The sequence below is a fragment of the Melaminivora sp. genome, assembly GCF_032059615.1.
Taxonomy (GTDB): Bacteria; Pseudomonadota; Gammaproteobacteria; order Burkholderiales; family Burkholderiaceae_C; genus Melaminivora.
Map to the genome: position 1 here is coordinate 15,419 of NZ_DAMCAM010000033.1, position 18,873 is coordinate 34,291.

The window sequence follows — 18,873 nt, forward strand, 5'->3', positions numbered from 1 at the left end:
TCACGCCGATACCACACCGGGATATACCCTGTCATCGCTTTGGAACGTGTTTCAGTGCCCGGCCAGCGCCGGTTCAGGGGCGGCAGTTTTTCGTCAATTCCTCGGCCACGGCTTCATAGACGGACTGGCGCACCACGGTCTCGACCTCCTCGCGCAGGCGCGTGCCGATGGAGCGCGTCTGCTCCTCGATGACCAGGGCGATGGCCTCGGCGAGCCTGTGCTCCAGGACCAGGTCCACGCGCTGCATCAGGCGGTGCACCATGTCCTCCTGCAGGCCGTCGGCTGCCACGGGCAGCTGCAGCGCCGCCGTGGCGGGGGCGGCCGGCGCGGGCGCGCCGTCCTCCGCCGGAAGATGCACCACCTCCGTGAGGGTGGGGACGAAGCGCGGCGGCGTGCGCGGTGGCTGGGTCATTCGCGCGCCCCGCCCACCAGGTCGTGGCGCACGATGGCAAAGCCGCCGGCCTGGTACTGGCGCCAGCGCTGGCGCGCCTGGGCACGCTCCTGCGGGTCGGCCTGCGGCACCACCTCGATCACGCGGGCGAACTCGGCAAAGCCCTCAGGCACGCCCTCGCCCGCGTTGATCAGCACCTGCCGGTGGCTGCACGCGAGTGGCGTCTCGGTGAGCAGCACCGGCGACGCTTCCACGACGTCGGCGGCAGCGTCTTCCAGACAGTGGGCGACGAAGTCGGAAGGCTCCAAAAACCATAGCATGCGATCAAGGCGCAGCAAGGCCTTTCGGTCTCCCGCGATGACAATCCGGGCATCCTGGCGCAGCGCCTTGCGGACCACGCGGCAGATGTGCCCGAACCTATCCGGTGCGTTGAAGTGGAACGCGATCTCGGTCATGTGCCTGGCTGGTGCCCGGGGGCCGGCGTGGGCAGGCCCGCTACGGGCATGGCAGCCCCTCAGCCTTTCGCCGCCCGGGGCGCGGCCTTGGGGGCGGACTTGGGAGCGGTCTTGGACCCTGCCTTGGCGGCAGCCTTGGGCGCGGCATGGGGCTGCGCCGCAGGCGCCTGGCCGGCCTGGGCGATCAGGTACTCCACGAGCAGCCCGACGGGCCGGCCGGTCGCGCCCTTGGCAGCGCCGCCCTTCCAGGCCGTGCCGGCAATGTCCAGGTGCGCCCACGGCAGGTCGCCGACGAAGCGCTGCAGGAACTTGGCCGCCGTCACCGAGCCGGCGGGCCGGCCCGCAACGTTGGCCACGTCGGCGAAATTGCTCTTGAGCCCCTCGCCGTACTCGTCGTCGAGTGGCATGCGCCAGCACGGGTCGAGCGCCGCCTCGCCGGCGCCCTGCAGCTCGGCGGCCAGGGCGTCCGACGTGGAGAACAGGCCGCTGCGCAGCCCACCCAGGGCGATCACGCAGGCGCCCGTGAGCGTGGCGATGTCGATCAATGCGCGCGGCTTGAAGCGCGCCGCGTAGGTCAGTGCGTCGCACAGCACCAGGCGGCCCTCGGCGTCGGTGTTGAGCACCTCGATGGTCTGCCCGCTCATGCTGGTGACCACGTCACCGGGCTTGAGCGCCCGGCCGTCGGGCATGTTCTCACACGCCGGGATGAGGCCCACGACGTTGATGGCGGGCTGCAGCTCGGCCAGGGCACGAAACACCCCCAGCACGCTGGCCGCGCCGCCCATGTCGAACTTCATCTCGTCCATCTCGGGCGCGGGCTTGAGCGAGATGCCGCCCGTGTCGAAGGTGATGCCCTTGCCAACCAGCACCACGGGCGCCTCGGCCTTGGCCGCGCCACCGTAGCGCAGCTCGATGAAGCGCAGGGGCTGCTCCGAGCCCTGCGCCACCGCGAGAAAGGCACCCATGCCCAGCTTGGCCACCTCCGCCGGGCCGCGTACCGTGCACTGGATGCCGGGCAGGTTGGCCAGCTCGCGCGCGGCGTCGGCCAGCAGGCTGGGCGTGGCGTGGTTGGCCGGGCGGTTGGCCCACTCGCGGGCGAACCCGATCCCGGTCGCAAGCGCCTGGCCGGTGGCGAACTCGCTGCGCGCCGCCGCGGCGTCGGCCATGCCCAGCAGCAGCGCGTCGGGCACATGGGTCTCGTTCTTGCTCTTGGTGGCCGAATACACATAGACCGCCTCGGCGGCGGCGCAAATCGTCGCCTGCACTGCCCCGGGGGCGGGCGTGCCCGCCAGCACCACGGCGGCCTTGCGCACCGCCGGCTGGCGCAGGGCCGCCGCCAATGCCAGCACCGCCTTGCGCGTCGCCTGCGCACCGCCGTCGCCGCAGCCGAGCATCAGCAGCCGACGCGCGGCCACGCCTTCGGGGGCATACAGCTGCAGCATCTTGCCGGGCTTGGTCTCCAGGTCCTGCTGCGAGAGTGCCCGTGCGATCAGTGCCCCCACGGCGCCCGCGTCCTGCGCGGGTGCGAAGCCCTCGGGGACCAGCACGGCCAGCAGATCGCACTTGTGCCGGGCCGCTGCCGGCAGGGTCAGGGACTTGAGTTCAAAGTTCATAATCGGCGTTTTCCTTCGAGACAATGTTATTCGATTCATCCATCCGCAAGGAGTTGGCGCGCTCCTTCGGCGCGACCCTGGTGGTGCTGGTCACCGTGGTCATGACCATGATGCTGATACGCACGCTGGGGCTGGCGTCGCGCGGTAGCGTGGGGCCGGCGGATGTGCTGCTGGTGATGGGCTTTACCGTGCTCGGGCAGCTGTCCACGCTACTGAGCCTGTGCCTGTTCATCGCGGTGGTGAGCGTGCTCTCGCGCATGTACCGCGACAGCGAGATGGCGATCTGGTTTTCCTCCGGCCAGGGCCTGGTCAGCCTGCTGCGCCCGCTGCTGCGCTTTGCCTGGCCGGTGCTCCTGGCCGTGGCCGCGCTGTCGCTGGTGGTCTGGCCCTGGGCCAACCGGCAGGTGCAGGAGATCCGCCAGCAGTACGAGCAGCGCAGCGACGTGGACCGCATCGCCCCGGGCGAATTTCAGGAGTCCGCGGGCGGCTCGCGCGTCTTGTTCATCGACAAGGACACGCCGGGCGAGGGCGCGGCAAGCAACGTCTTCGTCGTCACCACCGAGCCGCAGCGCGAGACCGTCACCTCGGCCCGCAGCGCCCGACTAGAGGTGCGCGAGGGCGAGCGCGTGGCCATCCTCAGCAACGGCCAGCGGCTCGAAGCGCTGCTGGACCGCTCGGGCGTGCGCCTGAGCGAATTCGCCGAATACGGCGTGCACATCGGCACTCCGGGCGCTGCCGGCCGTGAAGAGGCGGCCCTCAAGGCGCGCGACACGCACGAACTCCTGCGCGAGCCGCTGCCGGCGGCGCAGGCCGAGCTGGGCTGGCGCCTGGGCCTGGTCTTCGGCGTGCTCAACTTCGTCGTGCTCGGCCTGGCGCTGGCGGTGGCCAACCCGCGTGCCGGGCGCAGCGTCAGCATGGCACTGGCGCTGTTTGCCTTCATCGCCTACTACAACCTCATGAACGTCGGGCAGAGCTGGATCGCCGCCGGACAGCTGGCGCTCGTGCCTTTTCTGCTGGCACTGCACGGCGGCACGCTGGCGCTGGGGCTGGCGCTGCTGGCGGCGCGGCACAACCAGTGGTCGCTGCGCGGCCTGTTGCAGCGCGGGGGGCGGGCATGAGGACCATCCGCCGGTTCATCTACCGCGAGATCGCCACGAGCGTCGGCTTCGTCACCCTGGCGTTCCTTGCGCTGTTCTTCTTCTTCGACCTGGTCGATGAGCTGCGCTGGGTGGGCGGCGGCTACCAGGTCATGCACGCCGTGATCTACGTCGCGCTCAACCTGCCGCGCCACCTGTACGAGCTGCTACCCATCACGGTGCTGATCGGCACCATCTTCGTGATGGCGCGCCTGGCGCAAAGCTCCGAATTCACCATCCTGCGCACCAGCGGCCTGGGCCCGTGGCGCACGCTCGCCACGCTGCTGCTGCTGGGCGCCGCCTGCACCGTCCTCACCTTCGTGCTGGGCGACTACGTCACCCCGGCCACCGAGCGCGCTGCCCAGGTGTTCAACGCCCGCGAGATCGGCCAGATCAGCACCGGCGCGACCGGCGCCTGGCTCAAGGAGCGCACCGACGGCCATTCGCGCGCCATCAACGTGCGCGCCCTGGGCACCGACGGGCGCATGCGCGGCATCCGCGTGTTCGAGTTCGATGTCCAGGGGCGCGTCACGGCCACGCTGTCGGCCGAGTCGGGGGACTTCGACGAGGCCCGCCAGGCCTGGCAGCTTCAGCAGGTGCAGCGCAGCCTGTTCGAGCGTCCCGCCGCGGGCGGCGCGGTGCGGCTCGAACGGCTGGCCGACGACCGGCTCGACTGGCCCACCCGCATCACCTCCGGCATGGTCGCGGCCGCCGTGCTCAAGCCCGACAAGATGGCGACGATCGACCTGTTTCGCTTCATCCGCCACCTGCAGGCCAACGGCCAGTCGGCCCAGCGCTACGAGATCGAGTTCTGGCGCAAGGTGTTCTATCCCTTGAGCTGCCTGGTCATGGTCGTGCTGGCGCTGCCGTTTGCCTACCTGCACTTCCGCTCGGGCGGCATCGCCGGCTATGTCTTTGGCGGGGTCATGGCGGGCATCAGCTTCTTCCTGTTGAACAACCTGTTCGGCTTTGCCGGCAACCTGCAGCAGTGGTCGCCCTGGCTGACCGCGGCAGCGCCAGGGCTGATCTACATGGCGCTGTCGCTGGCGGCCTTTCTGTGGCTGGTGCTGAGGCGATGAGCGAGTCCCCAGCACGCGGCCTGGTGCTGCTGGCCCACGGCTCGCGCGACCCGCTGTGGCGCCGACCGGTGCAGGCCGTGCAGACGCGGCTGGCCGAGGCCGCGCCACAGCTGGCGGTGCGCTGCGCCTACCTGGAGCTGTGCGCGCCCGACCTGGCCAGCGCCGTGCAGGAGCTGCAGGCCGCGGGCCTCGAGCGCATCACCGTCGTGCCGCTGTTCTTCGGCGCGGGCCGGCATGTACGCGAGGACCTGCCGCGGCTGGTGCAGGAACTGGCCGATGCGAACCCCGGTCTGTCGCTACGCCTCGCGCCCGTGGCGGGGGAGGACGCACGGCTCATCGCCCTGCTGGCCGAGCTTGCCGCCGAAGCGGCTTTGTTAGATAAATAATGCATAATTAACAGGTTTTTTATCTTATAAACGATATGAACCTGCACCAGTTCCGCTTCGTGCAAGAGGCAGTGCGCCGCAACCTCAATTTGACGGAAGCGGCCAAGGCCCTGCACACCTCGCAGCCCGGCGTCTCCAAGGCCATCATCGAGCTGGAGGACGAGCTGGGCGTGGACATCTTCGCGCGCCATGGCAAGCGCCTCAAACGTGTGACCGAGCCGGGCCAGCACGTGCTCAAGAGCATCGAGCTGATCATGCGCGAGGTCGGCAACTTGAAGCGCATCGGCGAGCAGTACAGCCAGCAGGACAGCGGCACCCTGTCGATCGCCACCACGCACACCCAGGCCCGCTACGTGCTGCCCATGCCGGTGGCGCGGCTGCGCGACATCTACCCAAAAGTGCACATCAGCCTGCACCAGGCGACGCCGCACGAAGTCGCGCGCATGGTCATCGACGAGGTGGCCGAGATCGGCATGGCCACCGAGTCGCTGGCCGACTACCCCGAACTCGTCACCCTGCCCTGCTACGAATGGCAGCACGTGTTGGTGCTGCCGGCCAGCCACCCGCTGGCGCAGCGCGAGCGCATCGGCCTGGACGACATCGCGCACGAGGCGCTCATCACCTACCACCCCTCGTTCACCGGGCGCGGCAAGATCGACCAGGCCTTTGCCACGCGCCGCCTGCAGCCGCGCATCGTGCTGGAGGCCATCGACTCGGACGTCATCAAGACCTATGTGCGCCTGGGCCTGGGCATCGGCATCGTGGCCGAGATGGCCATGCGCGAGGACACCAACCCCGACCTGGTGGTGCGCCCCGTGGGCCACCTGTTCGGCCAGAGCGTGGCGCGCGTGGCATTCAAGCGCGGTGCCTACCTGCGCAACTTCGTCTATCGTTTCGCCGAACTGCTGAGCGACCGCCTGGGCCGCGACCTGATCGACCGGGCCATGACCGGCCACGTCAACGACTACGAACTTTGAACCCCGCGCTGCCTGCCGCGCGCCCTGTCCCGCCATGACCACCCCGCCATTCCCGAGCCGCCTGCCCGACGTGGGCACCACCATCTTCGCCACCATGTCGGCGCTGGCCGCCGAGCACGGCGCCGTCAACCTGGGCCAGGGCTTTCCGGACTTCGCCTGCGATCCGGCGCTGGTCGAAGCCGTCGCCCGCGCCATGCGCGCCGGCCACAACCAGTACCCGCCCATGCCGGGCATACCCGCGCTGCGCCACGCCGTTGCTACAAAAGTGGAAGCGTTGCACGGCCGCCGGTATTGCCCCGAGCGCGAAATCACCATCACCGCCGGCGCCACGCAGGCCATCCTCACAGCCATCCTGTGCTGCGTGCACCCGGGCGACGAGGTCATCGTGCTCGACCCGTGCTATGACAGCTACGTGCCCAACATCGAGCTGGCCGGCGCGCGCGCCGTGCGCGTGCCGCTGGCTCCCGGCAGCTTCGCGCCCGACTTTGACCGCATCGCCGCCGCCCTGTCGCCGCGCACGCGCCTGCTCATCCTCAACACCCCGCACAACCCCAGCGCCACGGTCTGGAGCGAGGCCGACATGCGCCGCCTGGAGGCGCTGCTGGCGCCCACCGACGTGCTGCTGGTGAGCGACGAGGTCTATGAGCACATGGTCTTCGATGGCGCCGAGCACCAGGGCGCGGCGCGCTTTGCCGGCTTGGCCGAGCGCGCCTTCATCGTGTCGAGCTTTGGCAAGACCTTCCACGTCACGGGCTGGAAGGTGGGCACGGTGGCCGCGCCCGCGGCGCTGATGGCGGAGTTTCGCAAGGTGCACCAGTTCAACGTCTTCACGGTGAACACGCCCATGCAGCACGGCTTGGCCGACTACCTGCAGGACCCCGCGCCCTACCTTGCCCTACCCGCCTTCTACCAGGCCAAGCGCGACCTGTTCCGCCAGGGCCTGGCCGGCTCGCGCCTGCGCCTGCTGCCCAGCACGGGCAGCTACTTTCAGTGTGTGGATTATTCGGCCGTGAGCGACCTGGGCGAGATGGAGTTTTGCGAATGGCTGGTGCGCGAGGTGGGCGTGGCGGGCATCCCGCTGTCGGCCTTCTATGGCGACGGCTTCGACCAGCGCATGGTGCGCTTTTGCTTCGCCAAGCGCGACGAGACGCTGCACACGGCGCTGCAGCGGCTACAGAAGCTTTGAATGAAATACACCCCAAACCCAGGCCGGGCGCGGGCCTTCAGCTATCTTTTTTAATTATTGAGCCCCGGCCGGGGTGCCTCACAGCAGCACGATGTCGTACAGCTCCGGCCCCAGGCTGCCCTCTGCCTGCAGCGAGATCGGCTTGCCGATGAAATCCGACAGGCCCGCCAGGTGCTGGCTTTCCTCGTCCAGGAACAGCTCCACCACCTGGGGCGACGCCACCACGCGGAACTCGCGCGGGTTGAACTGGCGCGCCTCCCGGAGCACCTCGCGCAGGATGTCGTAGCAGACGCTGCGCGCCGTCTTCACCTCGCCCACGCCGCGGCAGGTCGGGCAAGGCTCGCAGAGCATCTGCGCGAGCGACTCGCGCGTCCTCTTGCGCGTCATCTCCAGCAGGCCCAGCTGCGAGAAGCCCCCCACCATAGTCTTGACCCGGTCACGCGCCAAGTGCTTCTTGAACTCGGCCAGCACCGCGGCGCGGTGGTCCTCGCGCACCATGTCGATGAAGTCGGCGATCACGATGCCGCCCAGGTTGCGCAGGCGCAGCTGGCGGGCGATCGCGCCGGCCGCCTCCAGGTTGGTCTTGAAGATGGTGTCGTCGAAATTGCGTGCGCCGACGTAGCCGCCGGTGTTCACGTCGATGGTGGTGAGGGCCTCGGTCTGGTCCACGATCAGGTAGCCGCCGGACTTGAGGTCCACCCGCCGGCCCAGGGCGCGCGCCACCTCCTCGTCGATCGAGTACAGGTCGAAGATGGGCCGCTCGCCCTTGTACAGCTGCAGCTTGGGCGCCGCCGCCGGCATGAACTCGCGCCCGAACTCGGCCAGCAGCTCAAACTGCTCGCGCGAGTCGATGCGGATGGACTGCGTCTGCTCGCCGGCGATGTCGCGCAGCACGCGCTGCAGCAGGTTCAGGTCCTGGTGCAGGAGCGAGCCGGCCGGCCGGGTGAGCGCCGCCTGGCGGATATTGGCCCAGGCCTTGCGCAGGTAGGCGATGTCCTCCTGCAGCTCGGTGTCACTCGCGTCCTCGCCGTTGGTGCGCAGGATGAAGCCGCCGCCCCCGCCCGTGTCCTTGCTGCCCACCAGCGCCTGCAGCCGCGCGCGCAGCGCATCGCGCTCGGCCGCGGGGATCTTCTGCGACACGCCCACGTGGTCGTCCTGCGGCAGAAAGACCAGCAGCCGCCCGGCAATGCTGATCTGCGTGGACAGCCGCGCGCCCTTGCTGCCGATAGGGTCCTTGATGACCTGCACCATGAGCGGCTGGCCCTCGAAGACCTGGCGCTCAATAGGCACGGGCGGCTCGCCCTTGCGCGCGAACATGGGCGCCTCGCCGCTCTCCTGCCGGTGCCAGACGTCGGCCACGTGCAGGAAGGCCGCGCGCTCCAGGCCGATGTCGATGAAGGCCGACTGCATGCCCGGCAGCACCCGGGACACCTTGCCCAGGTACACGTTGCCGACCAGGCCGCGCTCCAGCGCACGCTCCACGTGCAGCTCCTGCACCGCGCCGTGCTCGACCACGGCCACGCGCGTTTCCTGAGGGGACCAGTTGATGAGAATGTCTTGATGCATGGGACGTTCATGATGCCTGAAACCCGGCCCCGTCGTGGTCTGCCGGCCGGGCCCGCTACCATGGCAGCTCCCCTGCCCGTCCTGCCTTCCATGCCCCGCCTGACGACCCTGCTGCGCCGCCTCCTTCTGCCTGTCCTCGCCGGCCTCGCCTGCAGCGCGGCGCTGCAGGCCCAGCCCGCCCCGCCCGCAGCGGGTGCGGGCAGCAGCGTGGTGGTGAAGCTCCAGCCCGACGGCCACGGTGCGCTGCTGGACGGCGTGCAGCTCGTGCCCATCGCATCCATCGACGTCCGGCCCGAGGTGCTGGACCGCCCGCTGGTCTCGCCGGACGGGCGCCGTGCCTATGTCGGCTCGCGCACGGGCTGGATCACCCAGCTGGACCTGCCCAGCGGCCGCGTGGTGGGCGAGGTGCAAGTCGCCCGCGACCTGCGGGCCCTGGCCCTGGGCGGCGACGGCCGCTGGCTGCTGGCCGCAGGCGACGAGCCGCCCACGCTGGCCCTGTTCGATGCCGACCTGGCGCGGGTCAAAACCTTTGCCCTCACGTCGCTCGACGGCAAGGCTGCCTCGCGCGTGGCCGGGCTGCGGCACGCGCTGCGGCGCGGCAGCTTCATCGTGGCGCTGGCCGACCTGCCGGAAGTCTGGGAAATCTCCCTGGACCCGCAGGCCGCACCCATCTACGACGGCCTGGTGCACGACTACCGCATGGGCGAGGCCATCGCCCGCTCCGGCTTTCTGGGCGTGCGGCGCACGCCGCTGGCCGAGCCGCTGCACGGCTTCATCCTCGACCCGGACGAGCGCCACCTGATCGGCGCGCGTGCCCCGCGCGGCGACCAGCCGGTGGTGCTGGTGGTGAACCTGGATGCGCGGGTGGCGGTCGCCGGCCTGGCCGCCAGCGGCAGGCCCCGGCTGGATGCGGCCGCCGCGTTCACCTGCCAGGGCCGGCCCTTTCTCGCAAGCGTCAACGGCGGCGCGCCGGTGGTGGATGTGTTCGACCTGAAGGCCTGGAAGCGTGCACGTTCCATCGCCATCCCCGCGCCCGCAGCCTTCGCAGGCAGTCATGAGGCCAGCAAGTCGTTCTGGATCGGCACCGAGGGCGCTGGCCTGCGCCTGATCGACAAATGCACGCTGGAGCCCGTGGCCGAGGTGCGCCTGCCGGACGGCGCTACGGTGGCGCAGGCCTTCTCGCCCGACGGCCGCCGGCTGCTGATCGGCACGCGCGGGCCGGACGCTCTGCTGGTCTATGACCTGGAGCGACCCGGGCAGACCGCCCGCCAGGTTCTGCCCTCGCCGCCCGAGGCCAGGGACGGCGACCCGAACGGGGACGAGGCCGCTACGCCGGCGCCGCCGCATTCCCCGTGACGCAACCCGCCGCGCGCAGCAGGACGGCAGTCTCGAACAGGGGCAGGCCCATGATGCCGGAGTAGCTGCCCTCGATGCGTTCGATGTGCGCCGCGGCATGACCCTGGATGCCGTAGGCACCGGCCTTGCCCAGGGGCTCGCCGGTGGCGACATAGGCGGCGATCTGGCCAGCGTCCATGGGCGCGAAGCGCACGCGCGAGACCGATAGGGCCGCCAGTCGCCGCCCATCGGCCGCAGCGAGCGCGACAGCGGTCAGCACCTCGTGATCGCGCCCGGCCAACAGCGCCAGCATGCGCGCGGCGTCTGCCCCATCGGCCGGCTTGCCGAGGATGCGGCCCTGCAGCGCCACCGTCGTGTCCGAGCATAGGATGGGCGCGGGCGCCAGCGCCCGCCGGGCGTGCCGCGCCACGGCGGCGTCGAGCTTGAGCGCGGTGACCCGCTGCACATAGTCGGCCGGCAGCTCGCCGGACAGCACGGCCTCGATGGCCTCGGCGTCCTCGGGCGCGTCGCCGGCGGCATTGGGCAGCAGCAGTTGGTGGCGCACGCCGATCTGCGACAGCAGCTGGCTGCGGCGCGGGCTTTGCGAGGCCAGATAGATGAAGTCGGGCACGAGCGCGGGCTCCATGGGGTTCATTCGCGGTGGTAGGGGTGCCCGGCGTTGACCGACCAAGCGCGGTAGAGCTGCTCGATCAGCAGCACCCGCACCATGGCGTGCGGCAGCGTCAGGTCGGACAGGCGCACGCGCTCGTGCGCCGCCTGGCGAAAGGCCGGGGACAGCCCGTCCGGGCCGCCGATGACCAAGGCCACGTCGTCGCCCTCGAACTGCCAGCCCTTCAGGCGCTCAGCGAGTGCGCGGGTGGTGAGGCTGGTGCCGCGCTCATCCAGCGCCACGATGCGCGCGCCACGCGGAATGGCCGCCTCGATGCGCTCGCGCTCGGCGGCCTGCAGGGTCTGCAGCGTCTTGGAGCCGCGCGGCTCGGTCTTGACGGCGCGCAGCTCCACTTTCAGCTCGGGCGGGAAGCGCTTGGCATAGTCCTCATAGGCCGACTGCGCCCAGTCGGGCACGCGCTGCCCCACGGCAACGATGAGCAGCTTCATCGCGCGGCGCCCGGGGCTCAGGCCTTGCTGGCCGCGGTCTTCCTGGCGGGGGCCTTGCGGGCGGCCGTCTTCACGGCGGTTTTCGCCGCTGTCTTGGCAGGGGCCTTGGCGGCTGTCTTGGTGGCCGTCTTCCTGGCGGCCGGTTTGTCCACCACGACGGTCTTAGCGGGTGCCTTTTTGGCCGTGGTCTTCTTCGCCGCAGGCCGGGCGGCGGCCTCGCCCGTGGCAGCGGAGCGGGCGGTCTTGCCGGCTGCAGCGGTCTTCGCGGGCGACTTGCGGGCCGCGGCCTTCTTCGCCGGGGCCTTGCCTTCCGCGTCCTCGGCGGCCGGCGCCGCGTCCGCCGTCTTCCGGCGTGCCGGGGCCTTGCGGGCTGGTGTCTTGGCGGGCGCGGTGGCCGAAGCGTCCTCGGACGCCACGACCTTGCGCGGGCGGGCGGCGCCCAGCTTCAAGCGCACCGGCTTCTCGCCCCAGATCTCCTCCAGGCGGTAGTACTGGCGGATGGCGGGCTGCATCACGTGTACCACGACCTGGCCGCAGTCCACGATGATCCATTCACCGTTGTCCTCGCCCTCGGTGCGGGGCTTGGCAAAGCCCGCCTCGCGCACGGCGTCACGCACGCTGGCGGCCAGCGCCTTGGTCTGGCGGTTGGAGGTGCCGGTGGCAACCACCACGCGCTCGAACAGCGGCGACAGGTGCTCGGTGTCGAAGACCTGGATGTCGTGGGCCTTGACGTCCTCCAGGCCATCGACGATGGCGCGTTGCAGGCGGGTGACGTCCCGCTTGGCGGCGGTTTCCGATTGGGGGGAAGTGGTCATCGGGAGGTCAGAGTGTGGGGGAAAGATGGAAGGCACTATAGCCCCGAGGACGAAATGTGGCTGTAGGCCTTGTCCTGCCGGGGCGGGTAGCTATGGAAAAGAGAGCCTGTATCAGAGCCAGTCGCGGCGCTGCAGGAAACGCGTGGTCAGCTCGGCCTCGGGCGAGCCGGCCGGCCATTCGCGCTGGTAGCTCCAGGCCGCCAGCGGCGGCATGGACAGGAGGATGGACTCGGTGCGCCCACCCGACTGCAGGCCGAAGTGCGTGCCTCGGTCCCAGACCAGGTTGAACTCGACGTAGCGCCCGCGGCGGTAGAGCTGGAACTCGCGCTCGCGCTCGCCATACGGCTGGTCCACGCGCCGCTGCACGATGGGCACGTAGGCGCCCAGGAAGCCGTCGCCCACGCTGCGCGTCATGGCCAGGCTGCGGTCGAAGCCGAGCTCGGAGAAGTCGTCGAAGAAAATGCCGCCCACGCCGCGCTGCTCGTCGCGGTGCTTGAGATAGAAGTATTCGTCGCACCAGGTCTTGAAGCGCGGGTACAGGTCGTCGCCGAAGGGCACAAGCGCATCGCGGCAGGCGCGGTGGAAGTGCCGCGCGTCTTCCTCATGGGCGTAGAAGGGCGTCAGGTCCATGCCGCCGCCGAACCAGCACACGGGCTCCTCGCCGGGCTGGGCGGCGGCGATCATGCGCACGTTCATGTGCACCGTGGGCACATGGGGGTTCTGCGGATGGAAAACCAGCGACACACCCATGGCCTCAAAGGGCGCGCCGGCCAAGCCGGGCCGGTGTTCGGTTGCCGAGGGCGGCAGCCGCGGCCCGCTGACGTGCGAGAAACCGCAGCCGGCGCGCTCGAACACGCGGCCGCCCTCCAGGATGCGCGTCGTGCCGTCGCCCTGCAGCGGCGAATCGGCCGGGCGCTGCCAGGCGTCGGAGCGAAAGCGCGCGCCGCCCTGCCCCTCGGGCCCTTCCAGGGCCTCGACGGCCTCGGTGATGCGCGCCTGCAGCTGCTCGAAGTAGGCGCGGGCGCCCGCTACGGCCGGGTTGTTGGACAACAGCGTGCCCATCAGTTCTTCACCGCCCGATGGCCGATGTCGCGGCGGTACTGCGCGCCATCGAGGTGAAGGTGGCGCAGCACGTCATAGGCGCGCTGCTGGGCCTGGCGCACGTTGTCGGCCAGTGCGGTGACGCACAGCACGCGCCCACCGCTGGAGCGCAGCACGCCGTCCGCGTCGCGCTGCGTGCCGGCATGAAAGACCATGGCGTCCTGCGTCTCGTCGGCCTCGGGCGGCAGGCCGGTGATGGCGTCGCCCTGGCGCGGGCTGTCGGGGTAGCCATGCGCGGCCACGACCACGCCCAGCGCCGTGCGCCGGTCCCACTGCAGCTCCACCTGGTCGAGCCGGCCATCCACGGCGGCGCCCAGCAGCTCCACCAGGTCGGACTTCAGGCGCATCAGGATGGGCTGGGTTTCCGGGTCGCCCATGCGGCAGTTGAATTCGAGCGTCTTGGGCTGGCCCTGCGCGTCGATCATCAGGCCGGCATACAGAAAGCCGGTGTAGGGGATGCCGTCCTTTTCCATGCCGCGCACGGTGGGCAGGATGATCTCGCGCATGGCGCGCGCATGCACGTCGGCGGTGACCACCGGCGCGGGCGAGTAGGCACCCATGCCGCCGGTGTTGGGGCCGGTGTCGCCGTCGCCCAGGCGCTTGTGGTCCTGGCTGGTGGCCAGGGCCACGACGTTCTTGCCGTCGGACAGCACGATGAAGCTGGCTTCCTCGCCTTCGAGAAACTCCTCGATGACCACGCGCGCGCCGCCGTCGTTGTGCGCCACGCCGTACTTGTTGTCCACCAGCATGAAGTCCACCGCCTCGTGCGCCTCCTGCAGCGTCGTCGCCACGACCACGCCCTTGCCGGCGGCCAGGCCATCGGCCTTGATGACGATGGGCGCGCCCAGCCGGTCCACATAGGCGTGGGCGGCCTGGGCGTCGGTGAAGGTTTCGTAGGCCGCCGTCGGGATGCCGTGGCGCTGCATGAAGGCCTTGGAAAACGCCTTGGAGCTCTCCAGCTGCGCGGCGGCCCTGGTGGGGCCGAACACGCGCAGGCCATGCGCGCGGAACTCATCGACCACGCCGGCGGCCAGCGGCGCCTCGGGGCCGACCACGGTCAGGCCGATCTTGTGCTCCTGCGCCCATTCGCGCAGCTGCACCACATCAGTGATGGGCACGTTCTCGAGCTTCTGCGCCGAGGCCGTGCCGCCGTTTCCCGGCGCCACATAGACGCGCGTGGCCCTGGGGGACTGGGCCAGCTTCCAGGCCAGTGCGTGTTCCCGGCCGCCGCCGCCAATCACGAGGATCTTCATAGTTCGGCGTTGTGGTACACGGCCTGCACGTCGTCGAGGTCTTCGAGCACGTCCAGCAGCTTCTGCATGCGCGCGCCGTCTTCCTCGGACAGGGCGATGGTGTTGTCGGCGCGCATGGTGACTTCGGCCAGTTCGGGCTGCAGCCCGGCCGCGGCCAGCGCATCCTTGACGGCCTCGAAGTCGCCCGGCGCCGTGAGCACCTCGATGGCGCCCTCATCGTCGGTGATGACGTCCTCGGCGCCGGCCTCCAGCGCCACCTCCATGACCTTGTCCTCGTCGGTGCCGGGGGCAAAGACGAGCTGGCCCACGTGCTTAAACTGGAAGGCCACCGAGCCCTCGGTGCCCATGTTGCCGCCATGCTTGGAGAACGCGTGGCGCACCTCGGCCACGGTGCGCACGCGGTTGTCGGTCATGGTGTCCACGATGATGGCCGCGCCAGCCAGGCCGTAGCCCTCGTAGCGGATCTCCTCGTAGGTCACGCCTTCGAGGTTGCCCGTGGCCTTGTCGATGTTGCGCTTGATGTTGTCGGCCGGCATGTTGGCCGCGCGCGCCTTCTCCACCGCCAGGCGCAGGCGCGGGTTGACGGCCATGTCGCCTCCGCCCTGGCGCGCGGCGACCATGATTTCTCGAATGATGCGGGTCCAGATCTTGCCGCGCTTTTCATCCTGCCGGCCCTTCCTGTGCTGGATGTTGGCCCATTTGCTGTGTCCTGCCACTGCAGCGTCCTCGCTCTTTTGACTGTATAGCTGTCGGTTAACCTAGCGGGCGATTCTACGTTTGCCATTCATTGCCCCTGCCCTGCCATGGCCCCTGCCCTTCTCATTGCCCAGAACGCCACTGCCCAGTGCCACCTGCTGCCCGCCCTGGCCAACCGCCACGGCCTCATCACCGGCGCCACCGGCACGGGCAAGACCGTGACTCTGCAGGCCCTGGCCGAGCAGTTCTCGCGCATCGGCGTGCCGGTGTTCATGGCCGACGTCAAGGGCGACCTCACGGGCATCAGCCAGCGCGGCAGCATCGGCGAAAAAATGGCCACCGTGCTGGCCGAGCGCGGCGTGCCCGCCCCTGAGCCAATCGCCTGCCCGACGACGCTGTGGGATGTGTTCGGCGCGCAGGGCCACCCGGTGCGCGCCACCATCTCCGACATGGGGCCGCTGTTGCTGGGGCGCATGCTGGCGCTCAACGAGACGCAAATGGGCGTCTTGAACCTGGTGTTCAAGATTGCCGACGACCAGGGCCTGCTGCTGCTGGACCTCAAGGACCTGCGCGCCATGGTGCAGTACGTGGGCGAGAACGCGAAGCAGTTCACCACCGAGTACGGCAACGTCAGCAGCGCCAGCATCGGCGCCATCCAGCGCGCGCTGCTGGCCATCCACAGCCAGGGCGGCGACCAGTTCTTTGGCGAGCCCATGCTGGACATCGACGACCTCCTGCAGACCGATGGCGGCATGGGCGTGGTCAACATCCTGGCCGCCGACCGGCTGATGAACGCGCCGCGCCTGTACGCCACCTTCCTGCTGTGGCTGCTGTCCGAGCTGTTCGAGCGCCTGCCCGAGATCGGCGATCCGGAAAAACCCAAGCTGGTCTTTTTCTTCGACGAGGCGCACCTGCTGTTTGCCGACGCGCCCAAGGTGCTGGTCGAGCGCATCGAGCTGGTCGTGCGCCTGGTGCGCTCCAAGGGCGTGGGCGTGTATTTCGTGACGCAGAACCCGCTGGACATCCCCGACAGCGTGCTGGCGCAACTGGGCAACCGGGTGCAGCACGCGCTGCGCGCCTTCACCCCGCGCGACCAGAAGGCGGTCAAGGCCACGGCCAGCACCATGCGGCCCCAGGCCGGGCTCGATATCGAGGCCGCCATCACCGAGCTGGCGGTGGGCGAGGCCCTGGTCAGCCTGCTGGACCCCAAGGGCCGCCCCAGCGAGACCGAGCGCGCCTGGGTCATTCCGCCGGGCAGCCAGATCGGGCCCATCACGGCGCAGCAGCGCCAAGCCCTGCTGGCCGGCTCGCTGGTGGCCGGGCGCTACGACACGGCCATCGACCGGGAATCGGCCTACGAGATCCTGCGCGCCCGTGCAGGCAGTGCCGGCGCCGCGGCAACTGCCGGGGCAGCGCCGGCGGCGGCCCCGGCGGGCGGCCTCAAGGACGGTCTGAATGACCTGCTGTTTGGCACCACCGGCCCGCGTGGCGGCAAGAAAGACGGCCTGGTGCAGACCGTGGCCAAGTCCGCCATGCGCACCGTGGGCACCGGCCTGGGCCGCGAGATCTTGCGCGGCGTGCTCGGCGGGCTGCTGGGCGGGGGTGGCAAGCGCCGCTGAAAAATTGGCATCAAAAAGCTCTGAAGCCCAATGCAGTCAATGACTTTCAGCTATGAATATCGAATCATGATGGCTGTTCCCGCATTCTTTCGTCCCTCGAACCTGACAACCTGACCCATGACCGACCTGACCTGCTTTCGCCTCGACATCACCGACCACGTCGCGCATCTGGTGCTCAACCGCCCGCAGGCGCTCAACACCATGAACCCGGTGTTCTGGCGCGAGCTCGACCATGTCCTGCAGCAGCTGCACCGGGGCAACGATGCCCGGGCGCTGGTCCTCAGCAGCACCGGCAAGCATTTCAGCGCCGGCATGGCACTGGACGCCTTCGGCGGCGCCATCACCCTGGACGACCGCAGCCCCGAGGGGCGTGCCGCCATCTTCGACCTGCTGGGCGGCATGCAGGCCACCTTCAGCCGCATGGAGGAGCTGCGCATGCCGGTCATCGCCGCCATCCACGGCGGCTGCATCGGCGGCGCGCTGGACATGGTCTCGGCCGCCTGCATCCGCTACGCCACGCGCGACGCTTTTTTCTGCATCCAGGAGATCAACATCGGCATGGTGGCCGACGTGGGCTCGCTGCAGCGCCTGCCCAGGCTCATGCCCATGGGCCTGCTCAAGGAGCTGGCCTACACCGGCCGGCGCCTGTCGGCCGAGCGGGCCCTGGCCAGCGGCCTGGTCACCGAGCTGTTCGACACGCCCGAGGCGCTGGTCCAGGGCGCGCTGCAAAGCGCCCGCGAGATGGCCGCCAAGCCGCCCGTGGCCCTGTGGGGCAGCAAGCAGGCCCTCAACTACGCGCGCGACCACGGCATCGAGGACAGCCTGCGCCAGATGGGCTGGCTGCAGGGCGCCATCTGGAGCAACCGCCACGTGCACGAGGCCGTCAGCGCCCAGCAGCAGCGCCGCAGCGCCGAATTCCCGCCGCTGGCGGTGCTGACGCCATTTGCCGAGATCCCGAGCCCCTGATCGGCCTTTTCCCAGGAGCCTGCCATGCACACCGCTGACCTGCCTGTCCCGACCCCGCAGGACGTCCTCTCCGCCGCCCAGCGCCTGCAGGGCGCCGTGCACCGCACGCCGGTGCTGCGCTCGGGCATGGCCGACCGGCTGCTGGGCGCGCAGGTCTATTTCAAGTGCGAAAGCCTGCAGCGCACGGGCTCGTTCAAGTTCCGCGGGGCCTACAACGCGCTGTCGCTGCTGAGCGCCGAGCAGCGCGAGCGCGGGGTGCTGGCGTTCTCGGCCGGTAACCATGCCCAAGCCATCGCACTGGCCGGGCGGCTGCACGACGCGCCCACGCTGGTGGTCATGCCCGAGGACGCGGCCGCCTCCAAGATGGCCGCCACGCGTCAGTACGGCGCCCAGGTGGTCACCTACAACCGCCACACCGAGGACCGCGAGGCCATCAGCCGCCAGCTGGCCCGCAGCCGGGGCATGGCGCTGGTGCCGCCGGCCGAGCACCCGCACGTCATTGCCGGCCAGGGCACGGCGGCGCTGGAGCTGCTGCAGGACGTGCCGCGGCTGGACCACCTGTTCGTGCCCGTGGGCGGCGGCGCGTTGCTGGCGGGCAGCCTGCTGGCGGCGCAGGCGCTGGGCTCGGCCTGCGAGGTGCACGGCGTCGAGCCCGAGGCCGCCAACGACGCCCAGCAGTCACTGCGCGCGGGTGCCATCGTGCGCATCGATCAGCCGCGCACCATCGCCGACGGCGTGCAGGCCAACGCCCTGGGCCCGCTCACCTTCGAGCTCATCCGCCGCCACGCCGAGGGCATCGTCACCGCCAGCGATCTGCAGCTGCTGCACGCGCTGCGCTTTCTGGCCGAGCGCATGAAGATCGTGGTCGAGCCCAGCGGTGCGCTGGCCTTCGCCGGTGCCCAGCACGGCGGTGTGGACATCCGCGGCAAGCACGTGGGCATACTCATCAGCGGCGGCAACGTGGATTTGCCGCGCTACGCGCGCTTTCTGGCAGACTAGCCGCCCGATTTTTCCACCGCAACCATCGCCCCCCGACCCATGAGCAACGTCCACGTCATCGACCATCCCCTGGTGCAACACAAGCTCACGCTGATGCGCAGGAAGGATGCCAGCACCAACAGCTTTCGCCGCCTGCTGGGCGAGCTGTCCACGCTGATGGCCTACGAGGTGACGCGCGACA

Annotated in this window: 20 protein-coding genes; 10 read left to right on the plus strand and 10 right to left on the minus strand. The window is 70.0% G+C overall.

The genetic code is table 11. The annotated features are described in order from the left end of the window. Window positions 1–73 precede the first annotated feature (73 nt). The 3 genes from RT051_RS08915 to RT051_RS08925 are packed head-to-tail and all read right to left on the minus strand — an operon-like array spanning window position 74 to window position 2,459. On the minus strand, window positions 74–412 hold the full coding sequence (locus tag RT051_RS08915) for a hypothetical protein (protein ID WP_313075253.1): 339 nt from the start codon (window positions 410–412) through the stop codon (window positions 74–76). After that, the gene (locus RT051_RS08920) at window positions 409–846 is read right to left on the minus strand and encodes a DNA polymerase III subunit chi (protein WP_313075256.1); all 438 of its coding nucleotides are present in this window, start codon (window positions 844–846) and stop codon (window positions 409–411) included. Before RT051_RS08920 ends, RT051_RS08915 begins: the two co-directional genes overlap by 4 nt. Window positions 847–905: 59 nt before the next feature. Continuing rightward, window positions 906–2,459 carry a leucyl aminopeptidase gene (locus tag RT051_RS08925; protein ID WP_313075260.1) on the minus strand — a complete coding sequence of 518 codons (1,554 nt, stop codon included), beginning with the start codon at window positions 2,457–2,459 and terminating at the stop codon, window positions 906–908. 23 nt (window positions 2,460–2,482) lie between these two features. Here RT051_RS08925 and lptF point away from each other — a divergent pair, with 23 nt between their 5' ends. The 5 genes from lptF to RT051_RS08950 are packed head-to-tail and all read left to right on the plus strand — an operon-like array spanning window position 2,483 to window position 7,223. After that, window positions 2,483–3,577, plus strand: coding sequence for an LPS export ABC transporter permease LptF (gene lptF, locus RT051_RS08930; protein ID WP_313075264.1), 1,095 nt, complete (start codon window positions 2,483–2,485; stop codon window positions 3,575–3,577). Beyond that, the gene (lptG, locus tag RT051_RS08935; RefSeq protein ID WP_313075266.1) at window positions 3,574–4,674 is read left to right on the plus strand and encodes an LPS export ABC transporter permease LptG; all 1,101 of its coding nucleotides are present in this window, start codon (window positions 3,574–3,576) and stop codon (window positions 4,672–4,674) included. Before lptF ends, lptG begins: the two co-directional genes overlap by 4 nt. Beyond that, on the plus strand, window positions 4,671–5,060 hold the full coding sequence (locus tag RT051_RS08940) for a CbiX/SirB N-terminal domain-containing protein (RefSeq protein WP_313075269.1): 390 nt from the start codon (window positions 4,671–4,673) through the stop codon (window positions 5,058–5,060). Before lptG ends, RT051_RS08940 begins: the two co-directional genes overlap by 4 nt. Window positions 5,061–5,095: 35 nt before the next feature. Beyond that, window positions 5,096–6,037: a CysB family HTH-type transcriptional regulator gene (locus RT051_RS08945; RefSeq protein ID WP_313075272.1), complete on the plus strand. Its 942-nt coding sequence runs from the start codon at window positions 5,096–5,098 to the stop codon at window positions 6,035–6,037. A 34-nt stretch (window positions 6,038–6,071) separates the two neighbouring features. Further along, window positions 6,072–7,223, plus strand: coding sequence for a pyridoxal phosphate-dependent aminotransferase (locus tag RT051_RS08950; protein WP_313075276.1), 1,152 nt, complete (start codon window positions 6,072–6,074; stop codon window positions 7,221–7,223). Between the two features lie 78 nt (window positions 7,224–7,301). On the opposite strand, the gene rng is transcribed toward RT051_RS08950, so the two are convergent. Continuing rightward, window positions 7,302–8,789 (minus strand): ribonuclease G, encoded by a 1,488-nt coding sequence (rng, locus tag RT051_RS08955; RefSeq protein WP_313075279.1) that lies wholly within the window; start codon window positions 8,787–8,789, stop codon window positions 7,302–7,304. 90 nt (window positions 8,790–8,879) lie between these two features. Between rng and RT051_RS08960 the strand changes: the two genes are divergently transcribed. After that, window positions 8,880–10,145: a cytochrome D1 domain-containing protein gene (locus RT051_RS08960; RefSeq protein ID WP_313075282.1), complete on the plus strand. Its 1,266-nt coding sequence runs from the start codon at window positions 8,880–8,882 to the stop codon at window positions 10,143–10,145. Here the strand turns inward: RT051_RS08960 and RT051_RS08965 are convergent. The 6 genes from RT051_RS08965 to RT051_RS08990 all read right to left on the minus strand — a co-directional run bounded on the left by RT051_RS08965 (window position 10,117) and on the right by RT051_RS08990 (window position 15,128). Then, window positions 10,117–10,755 carry a Maf family protein gene (locus RT051_RS08965; RefSeq protein ID WP_313075312.1) on the minus strand — a complete coding sequence of 213 codons (639 nt, stop codon included), beginning with the start codon at window positions 10,753–10,755 and terminating at the stop codon, window positions 10,117–10,119. The genes RT051_RS08960 and RT051_RS08965 overlap by 29 nt on opposite strands. 20 nt (window positions 10,756–10,775) lie before the next feature. After that, entirely contained in the window at window positions 10,776–11,243 is a 468-nt protein-coding gene (gene rlmH / locus RT051_RS08970) for a 23S rRNA (pseudouridine(1915)-N(3))-methyltransferase RlmH (protein WP_313075284.1), read from the minus strand. Window positions 11,244–11,260: 17 nt separating this feature from the next. Next, on the minus strand, window positions 11,261–12,058 hold the full coding sequence (gene rsfS, locus RT051_RS08975) for a ribosome silencing factor (protein WP_313075287.1): 798 nt from the start codon (window positions 12,056–12,058) through the stop codon (window positions 11,261–11,263). 111 nt (window positions 12,059–12,169) lie between these two features. Beyond that, window positions 12,170–13,120, minus strand: coding sequence for an oxygen-dependent coproporphyrinogen oxidase (hemF, locus tag RT051_RS08980; RefSeq protein ID WP_313075289.1), 951 nt, complete (start codon window positions 13,118–13,120; stop codon window positions 12,170–12,172). Then, window positions 13,120–14,412 carry a phosphoribosylamine--glycine ligase gene (gene purD / locus RT051_RS08985; RefSeq protein WP_313075292.1) on the minus strand — a complete coding sequence of 431 codons (1,293 nt, stop codon included), beginning with the start codon at window positions 14,410–14,412 and terminating at the stop codon, window positions 13,120–13,122. Before purD ends, hemF begins: the two co-directional genes overlap by 1 nt. Further along, window positions 14,409–15,128 carry a YebC/PmpR family DNA-binding transcriptional regulator gene (locus RT051_RS08990; RefSeq protein WP_313075295.1) on the minus strand — a complete coding sequence of 240 codons (720 nt, stop codon included), beginning with the start codon at window positions 15,126–15,128 and terminating at the stop codon, window positions 14,409–14,411. Before RT051_RS08990 ends, purD begins: the two co-directional genes overlap by 4 nt. 87 nt (window positions 15,129–15,215) lie before the next feature. Here RT051_RS08990 and RT051_RS08995 point away from each other — a divergent pair, with 87 nt between their 5' ends. From RT051_RS08995 to RT051_RS09010, 4 genes are all read left to right on the plus strand, one after another. After that, on the plus strand, window positions 15,216–16,727 hold the full coding sequence (locus RT051_RS08995) for a helicase HerA-like domain-containing protein (protein ID WP_313075298.1): 1,512 nt from the start codon (window positions 15,216–15,218) through the stop codon (window positions 16,725–16,727). A 117-nt stretch (window positions 16,728–16,844) separates the two neighbouring features. Continuing rightward, on the plus strand, window positions 16,845–17,693 hold the full coding sequence (locus RT051_RS09000) for an enoyl-CoA hydratase-related protein (protein ID WP_313075304.1): 849 nt from the start codon (window positions 16,845–16,847) through the stop codon (window positions 17,691–17,693). Between the two features lie 24 nt (window positions 17,694–17,717). Continuing rightward, on the plus strand, window positions 17,718–18,692 hold the full coding sequence (locus RT051_RS09005) for a threo-3-hydroxy-L-aspartate ammonia-lyase (protein WP_313075307.1): 975 nt from the start codon (window positions 17,718–17,720) through the stop codon (window positions 18,690–18,692). Between the two features lie 39 nt (window positions 18,693–18,731). Continuing rightward, window positions 18,732–18,873, plus strand: a 142-nt coding sequence (locus RT051_RS09010) for a uracil phosphoribosyltransferase (protein ID WP_313075315.1), incomplete at its 3' end; no start/stop codon positions are given.